Origin of the sequence: Pseudolactococcus hodotermopsidis, assembly GCF_011170085.1 — a bacterium.
Lineage (GTDB): Bacteria > Bacillota > Bacilli > Lactobacillales > Streptococcaceae > Pseudolactococcus > Pseudolactococcus hodotermopsidis.
Genome location: NZ_BLLI01000058.1, coordinates 1 through 14,943 on the forward strand (window position 1 = coordinate 1; position 14,943 = coordinate 14,943).

Annotated in this window: 18 protein-coding genes and 2 pseudogenes; all 20 read left to right on the plus strand. The window is 38.8% G+C overall.

The annotated features are described in order from the left end of the window. A pseudogene (locus Hs30E_RS11240) lies at positions 1-128 on the plus strand (IS5/IS1182 family transposase); the annotation flags it as partial. A gap of 50 nt (positions 129-178) precedes the next feature. Then, on the plus strand, positions 179-1,240 hold the full coding sequence (locus Hs30E_RS11035) for a hypothetical protein (RefSeq protein ID WP_191088466.1): 1,062 nt from the start codon (positions 179-181) through the stop codon (positions 1,238-1,240). Next, the gene (locus Hs30E_RS08620) at positions 1,240-2,052 is read left to right on the plus strand and encodes a hypothetical protein (protein ID WP_172209553.1); all 813 of its coding nucleotides are present in this window, start codon (positions 1,240-1,242) and stop codon (positions 2,050-2,052) included. Before Hs30E_RS11035 ends, Hs30E_RS08620 begins: the two co-directional genes overlap by 1 nt. Beyond that, a pseudogene (locus tag Hs30E_RS11580) lies at positions 2,049-2,225 on the plus strand (nucleotidyltransferase family protein); the annotation flags it as partial. The gene Hs30E_RS08620 and the pseudogene Hs30E_RS11580, both read left to right, overlap by 4 nt. 29 nt (positions 2,226-2,254) lie before the next feature. Further along, positions 2,255-2,527: a nucleotidyltransferase family protein gene (locus Hs30E_RS11440; RefSeq protein ID WP_267130244.1), complete on the plus strand. Its 273-nt coding sequence runs from the start codon at positions 2,255-2,257 to the stop codon at positions 2,525-2,527. A gap of 34 nt (positions 2,528-2,561) precedes the next feature. Beyond that, a complete protein-coding gene (locus tag Hs30E_RS08630) occupies positions 2,562-3,005 on the plus strand; it encodes a hypothetical protein (RefSeq protein ID WP_172209555.1) in 444 nt (147 codons plus the stop codon). Positions 3,006-3,135: 130 nt separating this feature from the next. Beyond that, on the plus strand, positions 3,136-4,266 hold the full coding sequence (locus Hs30E_RS08635; RefSeq protein WP_172209556.1) for an ABC transporter ATP-binding protein: 1,131 nt from the start codon (positions 3,136-3,138) through the stop codon (positions 4,264-4,266). Between the two features lie 22 nt (positions 4,267-4,288). Continuing rightward, the gene (locus Hs30E_RS08640; RefSeq protein WP_172209557.1) at positions 4,289-4,690 is read left to right on the plus strand and encodes a hypothetical protein; all 402 of its coding nucleotides are present in this window, start codon (positions 4,289-4,291) and stop codon (positions 4,688-4,690) included. 185 nt (positions 4,691-4,875) lie between these two features. Continuing rightward, on the plus strand, positions 4,876-5,562 hold the full coding sequence (locus Hs30E_RS08645) for an amino acid ABC transporter permease (protein ID WP_172209558.1): 687 nt from the start codon (positions 4,876-4,878) through the stop codon (positions 5,560-5,562). Further along, complete coding sequence (locus Hs30E_RS08650) at positions 5,562-6,299, plus strand: amino acid ABC transporter ATP-binding protein (protein WP_172209559.1); 738 nt, start codon at positions 5,562-5,564, stop codon at positions 6,297-6,299. The genes Hs30E_RS08645 and Hs30E_RS08650 overlap by 1 nt, the downstream gene beginning before the upstream one ends. Positions 6,300-6,370: 71 nt before the next feature. Continuing rightward, complete coding sequence (locus tag Hs30E_RS08655; protein WP_172209560.1) at positions 6,371-7,036, plus strand: adaptor protein MecA; 666 nt, start codon at positions 6,371-6,373, stop codon at positions 7,034-7,036. Positions 7,037-7,247: 211 nt separating this feature from the next. Continuing rightward, entirely contained in the window at positions 7,248-8,807 is a 1,560-nt protein-coding gene (locus tag Hs30E_RS08660) for a peptide chain release factor 3 (RefSeq protein ID WP_172209561.1), read from the plus strand. 31 nt (positions 8,808-8,838) lie between these two features. After that, a complete protein-coding gene (locus tag Hs30E_RS08665; protein WP_172209562.1) occupies positions 8,839-9,039 on the plus strand; it encodes a hypothetical protein in 201 nt (66 codons plus the stop codon). Positions 9,040-9,124: 85 nt separating this feature from the next. Then, a complete protein-coding gene (locus Hs30E_RS11445) occupies positions 9,125-9,259 on the plus strand; it encodes a hypothetical protein (RefSeq protein ID WP_267130245.1) in 135 nt (44 codons plus the stop codon). A 231-nt stretch (positions 9,260-9,490) separates the two neighbouring features. Further along, positions 9,491-11,047 (plus strand): degradosome RNA helicase CshA, encoded by a 1,557-nt coding sequence (cshA, locus tag Hs30E_RS08670; RefSeq protein WP_172209563.1) that lies wholly within the window; start codon positions 9,491-9,493, stop codon positions 11,045-11,047. Positions 11,048-11,094: 47 nt separating this feature from the next. After that, positions 11,095-11,373 carry an N-6 DNA methylase gene (locus Hs30E_RS08675; RefSeq protein ID WP_228462034.1) on the plus strand — a complete coding sequence of 93 codons (279 nt, stop codon included), beginning with the start codon at positions 11,095-11,097 and terminating at the stop codon, positions 11,371-11,373. Positions 11,374-11,503: 130 nt separating this feature from the next. Next, positions 11,504-12,403 carry a GTPase Era gene (era, locus tag Hs30E_RS08680; RefSeq protein WP_172209564.1) on the plus strand — a complete coding sequence of 300 codons (900 nt, stop codon included), beginning with the start codon at positions 11,504-11,506 and terminating at the stop codon, positions 12,401-12,403. Further along, positions 12,403-14,031: a putative polysaccharide biosynthesis protein gene (locus tag Hs30E_RS08685; RefSeq protein WP_172209565.1), complete on the plus strand. Its 1,629-nt coding sequence runs from the start codon at positions 12,403-12,405 to the stop codon at positions 14,029-14,031. The genes era and Hs30E_RS08685 overlap by 1 nt, the downstream gene beginning before the upstream one ends. 13 nt (positions 14,032-14,044) lie before the next feature. Beyond that, complete coding sequence (locus Hs30E_RS08690; protein ID WP_172209566.1) at positions 14,045-14,194, plus strand: hypothetical protein; 150 nt, start codon at positions 14,045-14,047, stop codon at positions 14,192-14,194. Then, positions 14,191-14,790, plus strand: a complete 600-nt coding sequence (gene nrdG / locus Hs30E_RS08695) for an anaerobic ribonucleoside-triphosphate reductase activating protein (RefSeq protein ID WP_172209567.1) — start codon at positions 14,191-14,193, stop codon at positions 14,788-14,790. Before Hs30E_RS08690 ends, nrdG begins: the two co-directional genes overlap by 4 nt. Positions 14,791-14,943 lie beyond the last annotated feature (153 nt).

Genomic DNA, 14,943 nt, shown 5'->3' on the forward strand with positions numbered 1-14,943 from the left:
GTATTTCAAGGGAAAGAATTTTGATTGAGAATATCAATGCTAAAATCAAAACCTTTAAGTGTATGGCTCAGAAATATCGTAATCGAAGAAAGAGGCACTTACTTCGGGCGTCCTTAATTTGTGGTATATCAATTTCGAAATTTAATTTCGGGAGAAGTCTAATAGTAATGGTAAAAAATTGGATGATGTTTATGATGATATTGAGATGATGACTCATCAAATTAGCAGTATGAAACAAGTAAAAATGACGGATAGTTCTACTTACCAAGGCATGATTAAAATTAATGATGAGTTGACTTTTAAAATGATTAATAACTTATTTAAAAAAAATCCTTCGGCTTTGGTTGGAAAAATTATGGGAAATAAAAAGTTCTTTGATTATGTTATTACTGTTTTAGATCAGCTTCCTAAGGGAGTTCAAGATATTATTTTGGAGATTTTTGTAGCAAAAGAAAACTGGGATGAATTTCCTAAAAAATCAGCTTTAAAATTATTAAATAATCCCAAATTTGCTTTGTATATCGATAAGTTACCGTTAGAATTTCAAGGTCAAATTTATGAGAAATTAGTTATTCTCAGTAGCAAAGGTTGGGACGTTTTGGCACCTATAGGTTATATTAGTGATATTTTATCTAAGAGTAGTACAGGTGCTAAATTTATAGAAGTTGGAAAAGTTTCTTTAAAATTATTTAAAGAGTTAGAGGCAGTATCAGAATTTTTGAAAAAGAATAAACTTCTAATGGAAGGATTTTCGTATGGTGCAGATGCGCTAAGAGTTATAGCTAATGCTTATAATGAATATATTAATCCAAATAGTCCTGCTTATGGGGATATAAGTAAAGCATTATATGGTGGTTTTAATTTATTCCTGATAGAGGCTGGTCCTTTGGAGGGAGCACAATATGGTGGTCCTGTTGGGGCTGCTGCTGGGATAGCGAATACTATGATTCAAGGAAATGTTACTATATGGCCTGATAAAATATTTGGTTTTGATTTGCCAGGTAAAGAGATAAAAACACCAGGAATTGGAACAGAAGAAGTAAAACGTAAATGGTTGGATGAATTATATGAGCAATATGGCAAACATAATGCTATAACTACTGATAAAAATTATAGAGTTGGTGTCCAATCAGAAAGTGGTAGTTCAAATTTCAATCCAGAAACAGAATATAAACCGAATACGAATGTCGGAGTAGGTAATCCAAATCAATCGCTATATACAAATTGGGGTGGAAAATGATGAAAGAAATTTATAAATTAGTGAGTGAAATTAGTCTTTCAAACGTTTTAAAAAGGAATACATTTCAAAAAGTATTTGAAATTTTATACGGTGTAGGAGAGAAGGGAATATCTCAAAATTTAAAAGTCTATATACTTGCTTTAATTTCTTGGTTAGTGAGTTTAGTTTCGAGCGTGAATTGGATTATATTTCCTATAAGTTCAACAATAATTACCTTCACATTACTAACTGTATATTGTAAAAGACCAAGATTCTTGAATGATGTGGCATATACTCTTGCAACGTTCTTGCTTTGTCAAAATACAGTCATATTCTACTTAGCTTCTATAAAAATATCAGAAAATGTTATTTTAAATCGTTCTGTGACACTGTTTTATGTATTAATATGTTATTTTTTATCGTTCTATATCGTGAAAATTAAATTATTAGATAGTATTCAAGAATCATATTTTGCTGATAGTAAAAATATTATCAAATCAAATGCTATAAAAAATATTAAGCTATTATCATCTATATTAGTATTGTTTGTTATATTATTAATTAGTGCAATGCAGTTATATAGGCTTAATAAATGGTGGATAAAGAGTTATAATCTAGAATTTCTTGCTGGTCTAAATGGAACGATTTTAGGAAATATTTTCTCGATCATCTCTGTATTTATAGCTATAATTATAGTATTGTTATTTACAATGATTCCAACGTTATTTTTAAATTCGGATATAATTGTAAATGGGCTTTTATTAAGGAAGTATTCCGAAGAATTTCGGAAAGAATATGATTTTACAAAAGAAGAGTGGTATGGTGAGAAATAGGGAATCTTAAAACGGCTAAACCGCTTGATTTTACGCATGATATTGATGTGATTTTCTTTGACCCAAGCATTTCCTATGAGGAAACGGCGAAACGAAATGTTCAGCTGAATCAAGATTATCCGCAGTATGACTGGGAGCTGAAGAATCAAGCGCACATGCACTTGCATAATGGTGATAATACCGAGTTATACGGATGTTGTCGATGCGATGCGCAAGGTATCCCGAGGTGTCAACAGCGATTGATGTGCGGCAAGTTGCGGGAGAGATTGAGTGGCTCACGCCTTTTGGTACGGCTGATCTGGATCAATTTATTGTCCGACCAACACCTAAATTTGCTAGTAATCCCAAATTATTTGAAGTGTTTAGTCAGCGCCAAATCAAGAAAAATTTGAGTGCGATTTGGTCTGAAATCCATTATGAGTTGCCACAGTTTGATGTTGAAAAAATGGATACGCAATTGACTAAAAAAGAATAAGACAATTCTTGCCTTATATAAAGAAAAGAGAAAAATGAACTTAAAATTAACGAAAATAGCTTTGATTTATACAATTATTTATGCGATTCTAAGTATGGTGTTGACGCTTGTCCTTGCTATTATGGGTGGTAGTGGTTCTATGGTAGCCATGTTTTTACCTATTTTTATGATGCCTTACCTGTTTGCTGTTTTGGGTCTTGCATTTACTATTTTCCTTCTCTTTGTGATTGGCTTAAGTTTAAGCTTTATAGCAAATGAGCGGGTCAAGAAAATGGAGGGGAGAAATCGACTTTTGCAGATGATACCTATCTTGTATTGCTTGCGACTTGTTTTCTTTGTTATATCACTAACAAGGTCTAGTTTGGTGTTGAAATTTTCTCAAGTATTTCTCGTGCTTGAAAGTCTATCAAGACTAGCTTTACTGCCCCTTGCAATCTATTTACTTGTAAAGGGCAACTCTAAAAAAATTCAACGGTAATCTCACATCGTCATTATCTAAAAAATAACTCTAAGCACACTGTACAAAAACAATGTGCTTTTTGTCTATCAAAAAATGTAAGCGTTTCCGATATAATTAACTTATCAAATAAAAAAGAGGTAGAAACCTAATGACAACAATGAATTTAACAAATGTGGATAAAGTATATCCAAATGCGAAAATCAAATCAGTTGAAAATTTCAACTTGGATGTTAAAGATAAAGAATTTATCGTTTTCGTTGGTCCTTCTGGTTGTGGTAAATCAACAACTCTCCGTATGATTGCAGGTCTTGAAGACATCACAGCTGGTGATTTCTCAATTGACGGTGTGCGTATGAATGATGTTGCGCCGAAAGACCGCGATATTGCCATGGTTTTCCAAAACTACGCCTTGTATCCACATATGACTGTGTTTGACAACATGGCATTTGGTCTGAAACTTCGTAAATACAAAAAAGAAGACATCAAGCAACGTGTTGAAGAGGCCGCAGGAATCCTTGGCTTGACTGAGCTCCTCGACCGTAAACCTGCCGATATGTCGGGTGGTCAACGTCAACGTGTTGCCATGGGACGTGCCATTGTCCGTGATGCCAAAGTGTTCCTCATGGACGAACCTTTGTCAAACTTGGATGCGAAACTTCGGGTGACAATGCGTGCTGAAATTGCTAAAATTCACCGTCGTATCGGGGCAACAACAATCTATGTAACCCATGACCAAACAGAGGCGATGACACTTGCTGACCGTATTGTTATCATGAGTTCAACTAAGAGTGCTGACGGAACAACGGGTCGTATCGAGCAAATTGGTGCGCCAAAAGAGCTTTACAATACACCTGCTAATAAATTCGTTGCTGGCTTTATTGGTAGCCCAGCTATGAACTTCTTTGAAGTAACAGTTGATGGTGCTTGCATTAAAAATGGTCAAGGGTTCGAGATTGCTATTCCAGAAGGGCAACAAAAACTTCTCAAACAAAACGGCTATGACGGTAAGAAAGTTTGGTTTGGTATCCGTCCTGAGGACATTTCAGCTGATGGTATCGTTCAAGATGTTTTCCCTAACCAAAATGTAAAAGCTGAAGTGGTTGTTTCTGAGCTTCTCGGTGCTGAAACAATGCTCCATTCTAAGGTTGGCGATGCTGAATTTATCGCTAAAGTGGATGCGCGTGACTTCCACAAACCAGGTGAAACAGTTGATTTGACGTTCAATGTGAATAAAGGACATTTCTTTGACTTTGAAACTGAGCAACGTATCATTGGTTAATATGATATAGAAAAACGTTATCATGAAGATAGCGTTTTTTGATATGTTTTTTATACTTTTCTTTATTTTAAGTGTCAGTTTGCTTGCTTTTGTCTTTGTTGCGGTGTTTGTAAAAAAGAAAAAATTACTTCTAACTTTAGGAACAGTAGTATTCCTTTTTCCTTTGATTTTTGGAGGAGTATATCTAGTAGAGAACCTCCCTTCGCTACAAATTGCCATTTTGAGTGATTCTCTGAAAATTAAAGCACTTAATGCGTATGCTTCAAAAGATACGCCTATCAAAATTGCTGGCTTGCTTGTCGGTAAAAGTTCGTATCAAGAAACGCTTGATGTGTTTGGAAATAATTTTAGGCGACATTACTTTTGTGTGATACTTATGAGAAAAGAATTGTCTATGCTGATTCTAAAAATAAAATTAAGTTGACATCATAATAATAACATTTTACAGCAAGTTTATTTTGAGAAAATATAACTCTTGAATGATTAGCGCAATTTTTACTTTACTTAATACCAGTCAAAAATAATCAAAATTTTTTGAAGAAATTTGAATAATTATTCATTTTTTATGGTACAATATAAACAAATAAGAATTTCAGAAAGTGAACAATTATGAGTTTTGAATTTGTAGGCAAATTTTTGCCATATTTTAACGACGGTTTGATTATTACCTTGATGATTTCAGCTTGTGTCGTTTTGATTGGCACGCTTTTGGGAACCCTAATCGCCCTTGCCAAATTATCGAAAATCCACGTTTTGCGCTGGCTTGCCAATATCTATATCGAGATTTTCCGTGGCACACCCATGTTGGTGCAAATCATGATTGGCTTTCAATTGCTCGGAAAAATTCCCTTGCCAGAATTTCAGCTTGGCATTTTGACAGAAGATTTGTCGCGTCTTGTTCCTGGTATCATTGTGCTTTCCATGAACTCGGGTGCTTACGTTGCGGAAATCGTGCGTGGTGGGATTAACGCTGTGCCAAAAGGTCAGACCGAGGCCGCTTATTCCCTCGGCATTCGCCCGACTGCGACCATGTTCAAAGTCATCTTGCCTCAAGCCATTCGTAACATTTTGCCCGCTTTGGGTAATGAATTTGTGACGATTATCAAAGACAGCTCGCTTTTAGCGACGATTGGCGTTATGGAGCTGTATAATGGTGCCCAGACCACGAGTTCAACGACTTATCAAAGTTTATCGCCATGGCTTTTAGTCGCTGTCTATTATTTTGTGGTAACCTTTATCACAAGCCGTCTCATCAACTTACTTGAGAAAAAACTTGGGAAAGGATATACCAAATAATGCACGTAGAAAATTTGATTGACATTAAAAATTTACATAAATATTTCGGAGAAAACGAAGTCTTAAAAGGTTTGGATATTCAAATCAAAAAAGGTGAAGTGGTCGTGATGATTGGCCCATCTGGCTCAGGCAAATCAACTTTTCTGCGGACTATGAATTTACTTGAAACACCAACCAAAGGCGAAGTTTATTTTGAAGGGACAAATATTGCCGATAAATCGGTTGATGTGTTCAAACATCGTGAGAAAATGGGCATGGTTTTCCAACAATTTAATCTCTTTCCCAATATGACAGTGCTTGATAATCTGACTTTAGCGCCGACAAATACTGGTAAATTGTCAAAAGATGAGGCAGTTAAAATCGCCACAGAGCTATTAACAAAAGTGGGCTTGGCAGACAAGGCAACCGCCTATCCGCAGAGCTTGTCAGGCGGTCAACAACAGCGTGTGGCAATCGCCCGCGCTCTTGCCATGAACCCAGACGTGATGCTGTTTGATGAGCCAACCTCGGCGCTTGATCCCGAAATGGTCGGCGAAGTTTTAAATGTCATGCAGGACTTGGCAAAAGACGGCATGACCATGGTTATCGTGACACACGAAATGGGTTTTGCTAAGGAAGTTGCCGACCGTGTGATTTTCATGGCGGACGGCAAAATCGTCGAAACAGGCACGCCCAAAGCCGTCTTTGACACCCCAAAAGAAAAGCGAACGCAAGAATTTCTCGCACAAATTTTATAAAAACTCTCAAAAGCGCTTTTATCGGCGCTTTTGTGGTATAATGGTAACTGACTAATATGAGGTAGCAAATAATGGATTATAAACAAATAAATGATAAAACGATAAAAATTTCTCTAACTTTCGATGATTTGAAGGAACATAATGTCAAAATGAGTGACTTTTTGGTCAATCAAGGCATGGTTGAAAAACTTTTTTATGAGCTGATTAGCGAGCTTGATATTGAGGACAAATTCGCCAATACAGGTATGATGACTTTCCAAGTTCGACCGCACCCAAAGGGGGTTGATTTGCTGGTTACAGAAGAGTTCAACATGGATAATATGCCATTTTCTGAGGATGCTGAGGGCTTACAGGAGATGATGAACGAGGCGATGGGGCAAATGGGCGATATGGCTAATATGATTGAATCGCTCCAAGCTAGGCCTAACTTTGATCTGATGGATAGTAATTCAGATTATGTGTATTTCATTCTAAAATTCAACAAGATTTCTGAGGCTGTCAAAATGAGTCAGGCTGTGATTGATGATGTCGAAGAATCTGAATTGTTTGAGTTTGATGGTAAATTTTATCTGACGATTTTGGATAATCAAAAGCGTAAAGGAGCAAGAGAAGTCAGTATTTTACGTACTCGTATGCTAGAATATGGCGCGTCATCAGATTTTTCACGAGAAACCTTGTTAGAACATGGTGTCAGTATTTTTCGAGAGCATGCCTTGGAGAATTTACAACGAATTTAAAAATATCTCGGATTTCAATTGGAAATCCGAGATATTTTGAATAGAATGCTAGCATTATTTTGCGGATAATTTACTGAAAATAGGTAAACTTATACGTGTGTGAACATTTACAACATTAGTACGACCTTTATTTGACACAAACAATCAAAATTGTCAAAAAGTTTGGTATAACGGAAGTAATTAAATAAAAAATAGGAAATATAGGAAAAATATGACATTAGAACAAGACATCAACAAACGCCGTACTTTTGCGATTATCAGTCACCCAGATGCTGGGAAAACGACGATTACTGAGCAATTGCTTTATTTTGGTGGCGAAATCCGTGAGGCAGGAACGGTCAAGGCGAAAAAATCAGGGCATTTTGCTAAGTCCGACTGGATGGATATTGAAAAACAACGTGGCATTTCTGTGACCTCATCAGTTATGCAGTTCGATTATGCCGGCAAGCGTGTTAATATTCTCGATACACCTGGGCATGAGGACTTTTCTGAGGACACTTATCGAACTTTGATGGCGGTTGATGCGGCGGTCATGGTCATTGACAGTGCCAAGGGGATAGAGGCGCAGACGAAAAAACTTTTTCAAGTTGTCAAGCAGCGCGGCATTCCCGTCTTTACTTTCATTAACAAACTTGACCGTGATGGGCGCGAACCCTTGGAGTTGCTGGCTGAGCTTGAGGAAGTGCTTGGCATTTTGTCAACGCCGATGAACTGGCCGATTGGTATGGGCAAAAACTTTGAGGGGCTGTATGATATGACCAACAAACGTTTGGAGCTCTACAAGGGCGACGAGCGCTTTGTCGATTTTGAGCAAGGCGACCAAGTTTTCGCAAAAAATCCTTTTTATCAGCAGGCTTTGGGCGATATTGAGCTGATGACCGAAGCGGGCAATCCTTTTGATGCTGAGGCTGTGTTAAATGGTAATCTAACACCCGTCTTTTTCGGTTCGGCTTTGACAAACTTTGGCGTTCAGACCTTTCTTGACGCATTTTTGGCATACGCACCAGAACCTCAAGGACACAAAACAACGGTAGAAAACATCACAGTTGAGCCGACAGCGCCAGATTTTTCAGGCTTTGTTTTCAAAATTCAAGCCAACATGGATCCGCGACACCGTGATAGAATTGCCTTTGTACGAATTGTCTCTGGCGAATTTGAGCGTGGCATGTCGGTCAATTTGGCGCGAACAGGTAAAGCGGTCAAACTCTCAAATGTCACACAATTTATGGCAGAAAGTCGTGAAAATGTGACGACTGCTGTGGCTGGCGATATTATCGGTGTTTATGACACAGGGACTTATCAAGTCGGCGATACGCTAAATTCTGGCAAAAATAAATTTACTTTTGAACCTTTACCGACTTTTACACCCGAACTTTTCATGAAAGTGTCAGCAAAAAATGTCATGAAACAAAAATCTTTCCATAAAGGCATTGAACAACTGGTACAAGAGGGCGCAATTCAACTTTATCAGAATTATCAAACAGGCGAGTATATGCTTGGCGCAGTTGGGCAGTTGCAGTTTGAAGTCTTTCAACACCGCATGATTGGCGAGTACAATGCCGAAGTCGTCATGACCCCTATGGGAAGTAAGACTGTGCGGTGGATAAAGCCAGAACAGTTGGACGAGCGCATGTCAAGTTCACGCAATATTTTAGCCAAAGACCGCTTTGACAATCCCTTGTTCCTGTTTGAAAATCAATTCGCTGAGCGCTGGTTTGCGGATAAATATCCAGATGTTGCCTTGAGTGATACGCCTTTTGTTACAGCATAATGGAGAAATTAACGAAAGAGAATAGTTAAGAATGAATATATGTAAAGCACCAGCTTGCAATAAGAAAACGATAACGCCAAAAGCACCATTTTGTAAATCTCACGAAAAAATTATGAAAAAATTAGTGGAGAAAGCAGGAGAAATTGCTCTTGAGGTAGTCCTAGTAGGAATAGATGTTTGGGGGGAGCATTTAAAGAGAAAAATTGCCAATCAATCACGTAAAAAACGATAATTACTTCTAAACATTGTGATAGGGATTTGATGAACGTTGTTATTTTTCATAATAAAAATATTTTATAAAATAAATAGGAGGATTTATGAAGAAGAAAATTAAAAAAATATTGGCAGTTGTGGTTGCTGTCAGCGGTTTTGCAACTTTTGGTTGTTCAAATGATGTTAGTGAAGTCCAGACAGACTCGGTTAATCAGATTGCAAGTATTGAAAAACCGTGAAAACGCATTCTTAAATGAAACGCTATCATTTTCATAAAAATTATGCTATACTTAATAAGTTGTCCGATTGGGGCAACCGTCACTCATGGAGTATTTGGACATAATATTTAGCGTTTTGAGCTTGTTTGCTTGAAATGTAGAGAAGTTTTTTTGAATTAGGATAACTTATATTTTGACATAAAAACTAGAAAAAATAACCGAAAACTCCATATCTATTGAATGGAGAAACATTTGAAATTTACAGAACTTGGTTTGTCGCAAGACATCCTTTCAGCCGTTGTTAAGGCTGGTTACGAAACACCGACACCGATTCAAGAACAGACGATTATGCTTGCCCTTGATGGCAAGGACGTGATTGGTCAAGCTCAGACAGGGACTGGTAAAACAGCGGCTTTTGGTCTGCCGACTCTTGATAAAATCAACGTTAATGGCGGTCTGCAAGCATTAGTCATCGCACCAACGCGTGAACTTGCTGTGCAATCACAAGAAGAACTTTTCCGTTTTGGGCGCGATAAGGGCATTAAGGTGCGCTCAGTTTATGGTGGTGCGAGCATTGAAAAGCAAATCAATGCGCTCAAATCTGGTGCGCATGTTGTTGTTGGCACGCCTGGTCGAATGGTTGACTTGATTAAGCGCCGTGCGCTGAAACTTGGCGACATCGAAACCTTGATTCTTGATGAGGCAGATGAGATGCTCAATATGGGCTTTATTGATGACCTTGAGTTTATCATCAAAGCGACACCTGCTGAGCGCCAAACGCTCCTGTTTTCAGCGACAATGCCTGATCCGATTAAGAAAATTGGCGTGAAGTTCATGAAAAATCCTGAGCATATCAAGATTGTTTCCAAGGAAATGACGTCTGACTTGATCGATCAGTACTATATCAAAACGAAGGAATTTGAGAAATTTGACGTTTTGACACGTCTGATTGATGTGCAACATCCTGAGCTTGCGATTATCTTTGGGCGGACAAAGCGCCGTGTTGATGAGATAACGCGTGGTCTTAAACTCCTCGGCTATCGTGCTGAGGGCATTCACGGTGATTTGGCACAACAAAAACGTCTGGCTGTTTTGCGTGATTTTAAAAATGATAATCTTGATATTTTGATTGCGACTGACGTTGCGGCGCGTGGGCTTGATATTTCTGGTGTGACCCACGTTTATAACTACGACATTACCCAAGACCAAGAAAGTTATGTTCACCGTATTGGGCGGACTGGTCGTGCTGGTAAGTCTGGGTTGTCCATTACTTTCGTTTCAAATAATGAAATGGGTTACTTGCGTGCGATTGAGCGATTGACCAAAAAAGAGATGAAAGGCATGAAACCGCCGACACGCGAGGAGGCTTACCAAGCCAGTCTTGCGGTTGCTTTTGACGAAATCAAGCGTGATTTGACAGACGAGAAATTGGCGAAGAAATTAGTCAAATTTGATGCAGATGCTGAGCGTTTGCTTGCGGAATACGATGCCAAACTCTTGGTGTCTCTCCTTTTGCAAGCTAAGGTTAATGACCCTGATACGCGTCCGAAAGTTGACATTGCGGCTGAAAAACCTTTGCCATTTAACGGCGAAGGCGGTGGACGTGGTGGCAATCGTGGCGGTGGTCGCGGTGGCAATAATCGTGGCGGTCGTGATCGTCGTGGTGGCTTTAACCGTGACAAACGTGGCGGTCGTGATCGTGATGATCGCAACAAGAAAGATTACTACAAAAAAGATAAACAAAAAGTTCATCCTAAAGCGACTGAGAAGAAACCTGGTTTCGTGATTCGGAATAAGGGGGATAAGTAAGTTGTAATAAAAAATCAGTGATTTTTAAAATGAATTGCTGATTTTTTATTTTACTCAAAAAACAAGGTCAAGTCTACACGCCGTCAAATCTTGTTAATTTGATGTTAGATACAATTGGCTATGTTTCTGGAAAAATATTGAAGAAACATATTATTGATAATTCTTGCGGTAATGGCACTTTTCTGCAAGAAATTGTGAAGAGCTATATTGAAGAGGCAAGAAGTAAGAAAATATCGGAGATTGAAATTAGGGCTGACCTTGGGAAATATGTACATGGCATTGAAATTGATGAACTTGAATATGGAAAATGCAGGTGTTTTAAATGACTGTGAAAACTTTATTAGTAAAGTAATTTATGGTATTTTATCAGTATAAAAAATTAGAAATTAGTCAGCAGCCCCAACTATGCTGATTTTTTGCTATAATAGAAGTAACACACAGAAAAATAGGAAAAATATGACATTCAAATCAGGGTTCGTTTCAATTATCGGTCGCCCAAACGTTGGCAAATCAACGTTACTCAATCACGTTATGGGGCAAAAAATCGCGATTATGAGCGATAAAGCGCAAACAACGCGCAATAAAATTCAAGGGATTTACACAACGAAAACTGAGCAAATCGTTTTCATTGATACACCTGGCATTCACAAACCGCACAATGCTTTGGGTGATTATATGGTTGAATCTGCTTATTCGACCTTGCGTGAAGTGGACACAGTGCTGTTTATGGTGCCAGCTGATGAACCGCGTGGTAAGGGCGATAACATGATTATCGAGCGGCTTAAACAGGCAAAAGTACCGGTCATTTTGCTGGTCAATAAAATCGACAAAGTTCATCCCGATCAATTGTTGGCGCAAATTGATGATTTCCGCACGCAGATGGCTTTCAAGGAAGTTGTGCCGATTTCGGCGCTTGAGGGTAATAACACGGATAAATTGCTTGAAATTCTTAAAAGCAATCTCGAAGAAGGGTTCCAATATTTCCCAGATGACATGATTACCGATCATCCAGAACGCTTTTTAGTTGGCGAAATGATTCGTGAAAAAGTGCTGATTTTGACACGTGAAGAAGTGCCGCACTCGATTGCTGTGACGGTTGATTCGATGAAACGTGACGAGGAGACAGGCAAGATTCATATCATGGCAACGATTTATGTTGAAAGAAAGAGCCAAAAGGGGATTATTCTCGGCAAAGGTGGTGATATGATTCGCAAGGTCGGTAAAATGGCACGTCGTGATATTGAACTTATGCTTGGCGACAAAGTTTACCTCGAAACATGGGTTAAAATCAAGTCAAATTGGCGCGATAAAAAGATTGATATTCAAGAAATGGGTTATCGCAAGGACGATTATTAATGGAAAACGCAGAATTTATAGAAGAAGAGATTTCAAATTCGCAAAATCAGCAAGATAAGATGTTGGCTGGTACTTTTTGGATGACGGCGGGTGATTTTCTGTCGAAAATTTTGGGTGCGATTTATATCATTCCGTGGTATGCGTGGATGGGCAGTCATGCTGACCAAGCCAACGCCCTATTTTCCATGGGTTACAATGTCTACGCCCTCTTTCTCTTGATTTCAACGGCTGGCATTCCAGTCGCTATTTCTCGTGAGGTGGCACATTACAATGCCCTTCGTGACTACAATATGTCTTATCGTTTGGTTCGGCAAATGCTAGTGTTCATGGCGATTCTCGGTGTTTTTTTTGCGGGAGTTATGTATTTGCTCGCTCCATTTTTTGCAACGCTCTCAGGCGGTGGAAAAGACCTGATTCCCGTCATGAAAAGTCTGTCTTTAGCAGTTTTGATTTTTCCGTCAATGTCGGTCATTCGTGGCTATTTTCAAGGTCTCAGCAGTATGAAACCATACGCCCTCAGTCAGCTTATGGAGCAACTTGTCCGCGTGATTTGGATGCTTGTGACGGCTTTTACAATCATGAAAGTTGGCTCAGGCGATTGGGTAAAAGCAGTTACACAGTCAACGACTGCAGCTTTTATAGGCATGATAGCAAGTCTTGCTGTTCTGATTTGGTCTTTGATGAAACAAGGCGATATTGCGAAAATCGCAAATCCTGGTCAATCTCATCATCAGATTGATGCTGTCAAACTCCTCACGCAGACTTTGACACAGGCAATTCCTTTTATCGTGATAGGCTCAGCCATCCAGATTTTTAAGCTCATTGACCAGTCGACTTTTCCGCACGTCATGAAATTGCTTGCTAACTATACGGATGCACAACTCATGGTATTTTTCTCATATTTTTCGGCAAATACGGACAAATTGACGATGGTCTTGATTGGTGTTGCGACAACGCTTGGTGGTGTCAGTATTCCGCTTGTTACTTCGGCTTATGTTAAGGGCGAAAAAAATGAAACAGCGCATTTGATTTCTTATAGTATTCAGCTATTTTCAGTCTTTATGATTCCCGCAGTTGTTGGTATGAGTCTCTTGGCACGCGAAATTTACACGATTTTCTATGTTTCGCCAAGCCAGCTCCAGCTTAATCTCTTCATCTTTGCCTTTTTGCAGAGCTTTCTGTTAGCAGCCTATGCCATGTTGTCGCCGATGCTCCAAGCCCTGCACCATAGTCGCACAGCAATGAAATACTTCGCCATTGCCTTGGGTCTCAAACTCTTACTTCAAGTGCCAGCGATTTATTTCTATGAATCATACGGGCCGATGATTGCGACAACCGTCTCCTTTGCGCTAGGTGTCTACCTATTTTTGCGCAAAATACAGCGCGTATCGCGATTCTCAACCAAAGTCACTATCCGCGGTGTGCTAGGCATTTTGTTCATGACTTTACTCATGTCGCTCGTTGTTGTCCTTGTCAAATGGTTCATGCCTAATAATGTCGTGCTAAAAACCGTCGCAGCGGGAGGCATGGGATTCTCTATTTACTTGATTCTAGTAGCAAAACTAGGTTATCTGGAAAAATTATTAGGGGAAAAAGGCACAAGCTTACGGCGGAAATTACATATTTAATGAGAGGTATATGATGGGAAAATATCAATTAGATTATAAAGGACAGGTTTCTGTTCAAAAATTTCACGAAAAAAATTCGACTGGTCAGTCAGATAAACAACTGAAACTTCAACAAATAAAGGCACAATATCTTGATAAAAAGAAATCGGATAAGAAAGTATGAATAATCCCAAACCGCAAGAATGGCGTTCACAAGATTTGTCAATGGGATATATTGCCGATTATAAGCCCTTGAATTTCGTTGACGGTGAAGGGGTTAGAAATTCACTTTATGTGAGTGGTTGCCCTTTTCATTGTGAGGGGTGTTACAATGAGGCGACTTGGAATTTCAGGTTTGGTAGGCCCTATACGACTGAATTGGAAACGAAAATTATGGCAGATATGGCGCTCTCTTATGTGCAAGGCTTGACTTTGCTAGGTGGCGAGCCATTTTTAAATACAGGTGTTGTCTTACCTCTAGTTAAGCGAATCCGAGCTGAATTGCCTGAAAAAGATATTTGGTCATGGACAGGCTATACTTGGGAAGAGCTGATGTTGGAAACGCCTGATAAACTGGAATTGTTACGCAATATTGACATTTTAGTTGACGGTCGCTTTGACTTGAGCAAGAAAAATCTGCTCTTACAATTTCGTGGTTCAGCCAATCAGCGTATAATTGATGTGCAAAAATCGTTGAAAACTGGCGAAGTTATCATCTGGGATAAGCTCAATGACGGGAAAAATACGGTTGAGCAATTTCATAAAGAAAAGTTGATTTAAAGAGAAGTGTCTAAATAACTATAAAAGGCTCTTTGTCAAATCGTGTGGGAAACTCCTTTCCCCTATAAAGCAAGTAACTGATTAGTTGCTTGTTTTTTAATTTGTTAAGGTTTTATTCATGAGTAGGATCCGTTTCTTAAAGTTTTTAAACCT

Excerpts from the sequence above, each read along its gene's own strand:
- Hs30E_RS08690 (WP_172209566.1), top strand. The coding sequence starts at position 14,045 with ATGGGAAAATATCAATTAGATTATAAAGGACAGGTTTCTGTTCAAAAA.
- Hs30E_RS08660 (WP_172209561.1), top strand. The coding sequence starts at position 7,248 with ATGACATTAGAACAAGACATCAACAAACGCCGTACTTTTGCGATTATC.
- Hs30E_RS08650 (WP_172209559.1), top strand. The coding sequence starts at position 5,562 with ATGCACGTAGAAAATTTGATTGACATTAAAAATTTACATAAATATTTC.
- Hs30E_RS08685 (WP_172209565.1), top strand. The coding sequence starts at position 12,403 with ATGGAAAACGCAGAATTTATAGAAGAAGAGATTTCAAATTCGCAAAAT.
- Hs30E_RS08620 (WP_172209553.1), top strand. The coding sequence starts at position 1,240 with ATGAAAGAAATTTATAAATTAGTGAGTGAAATTAGTCTTTCAAACGTT.
- Hs30E_RS08645 (WP_172209558.1), top strand. The coding sequence starts at position 4,876 with ATGAGTTTTGAATTTGTAGGCAAATTTTTGCCATATTTTAACGACGGT.
- Hs30E_RS08640 (WP_172209557.1), top strand. The coding sequence starts at position 4,289 with ATGAAGATAGCGTTTTTTGATATGTTTTTTATACTTTTCTTTATTTTA.
- Hs30E_RS08655 (WP_172209560.1), top strand. The coding sequence starts at position 6,371 with ATGGATTATAAACAAATAAATGATAAAACGATAAAAATTTCTCTAACT.
- nrdG (WP_172209567.1), top strand. The coding sequence starts at position 14,191 with ATGAATAATCCCAAACCGCAAGAATGGCGTTCACAAGATTTGTCAATG.
- Hs30E_RS08665 (WP_172209562.1), top strand. The coding sequence starts at position 8,839 with ATGAATATATGTAAAGCACCAGCTTGCAATAAGAAAACGATAACGCCA.
- Hs30E_RS11440 (WP_267130244.1), top strand. The coding sequence starts at position 2,255 with ATGCGATGCGCAAGGTATCCCGAGGTGTCAACAGCGATTGATGTGCGG.
- Hs30E_RS11445 (WP_267130245.1), top strand. The coding sequence starts at position 9,125 with ATGAAGAAGAAAATTAAAAAAATATTGGCAGTTGTGGTTGCTGTCAGC.
- Hs30E_RS08635 (WP_172209556.1), top strand. The coding sequence starts at position 3,136 with ATGACAACAATGAATTTAACAAATGTGGATAAAGTATATCCAAATGCG.
- Hs30E_RS08630 (WP_172209555.1), top strand. The coding sequence starts at position 2,562 with ATGAACTTAAAATTAACGAAAATAGCTTTGATTTATACAATTATTTAT.
- era (WP_172209564.1), top strand. The coding sequence starts at position 11,504 with ATGACATTCAAATCAGGGTTCGTTTCAATTATCGGTCGCCCAAACGTT.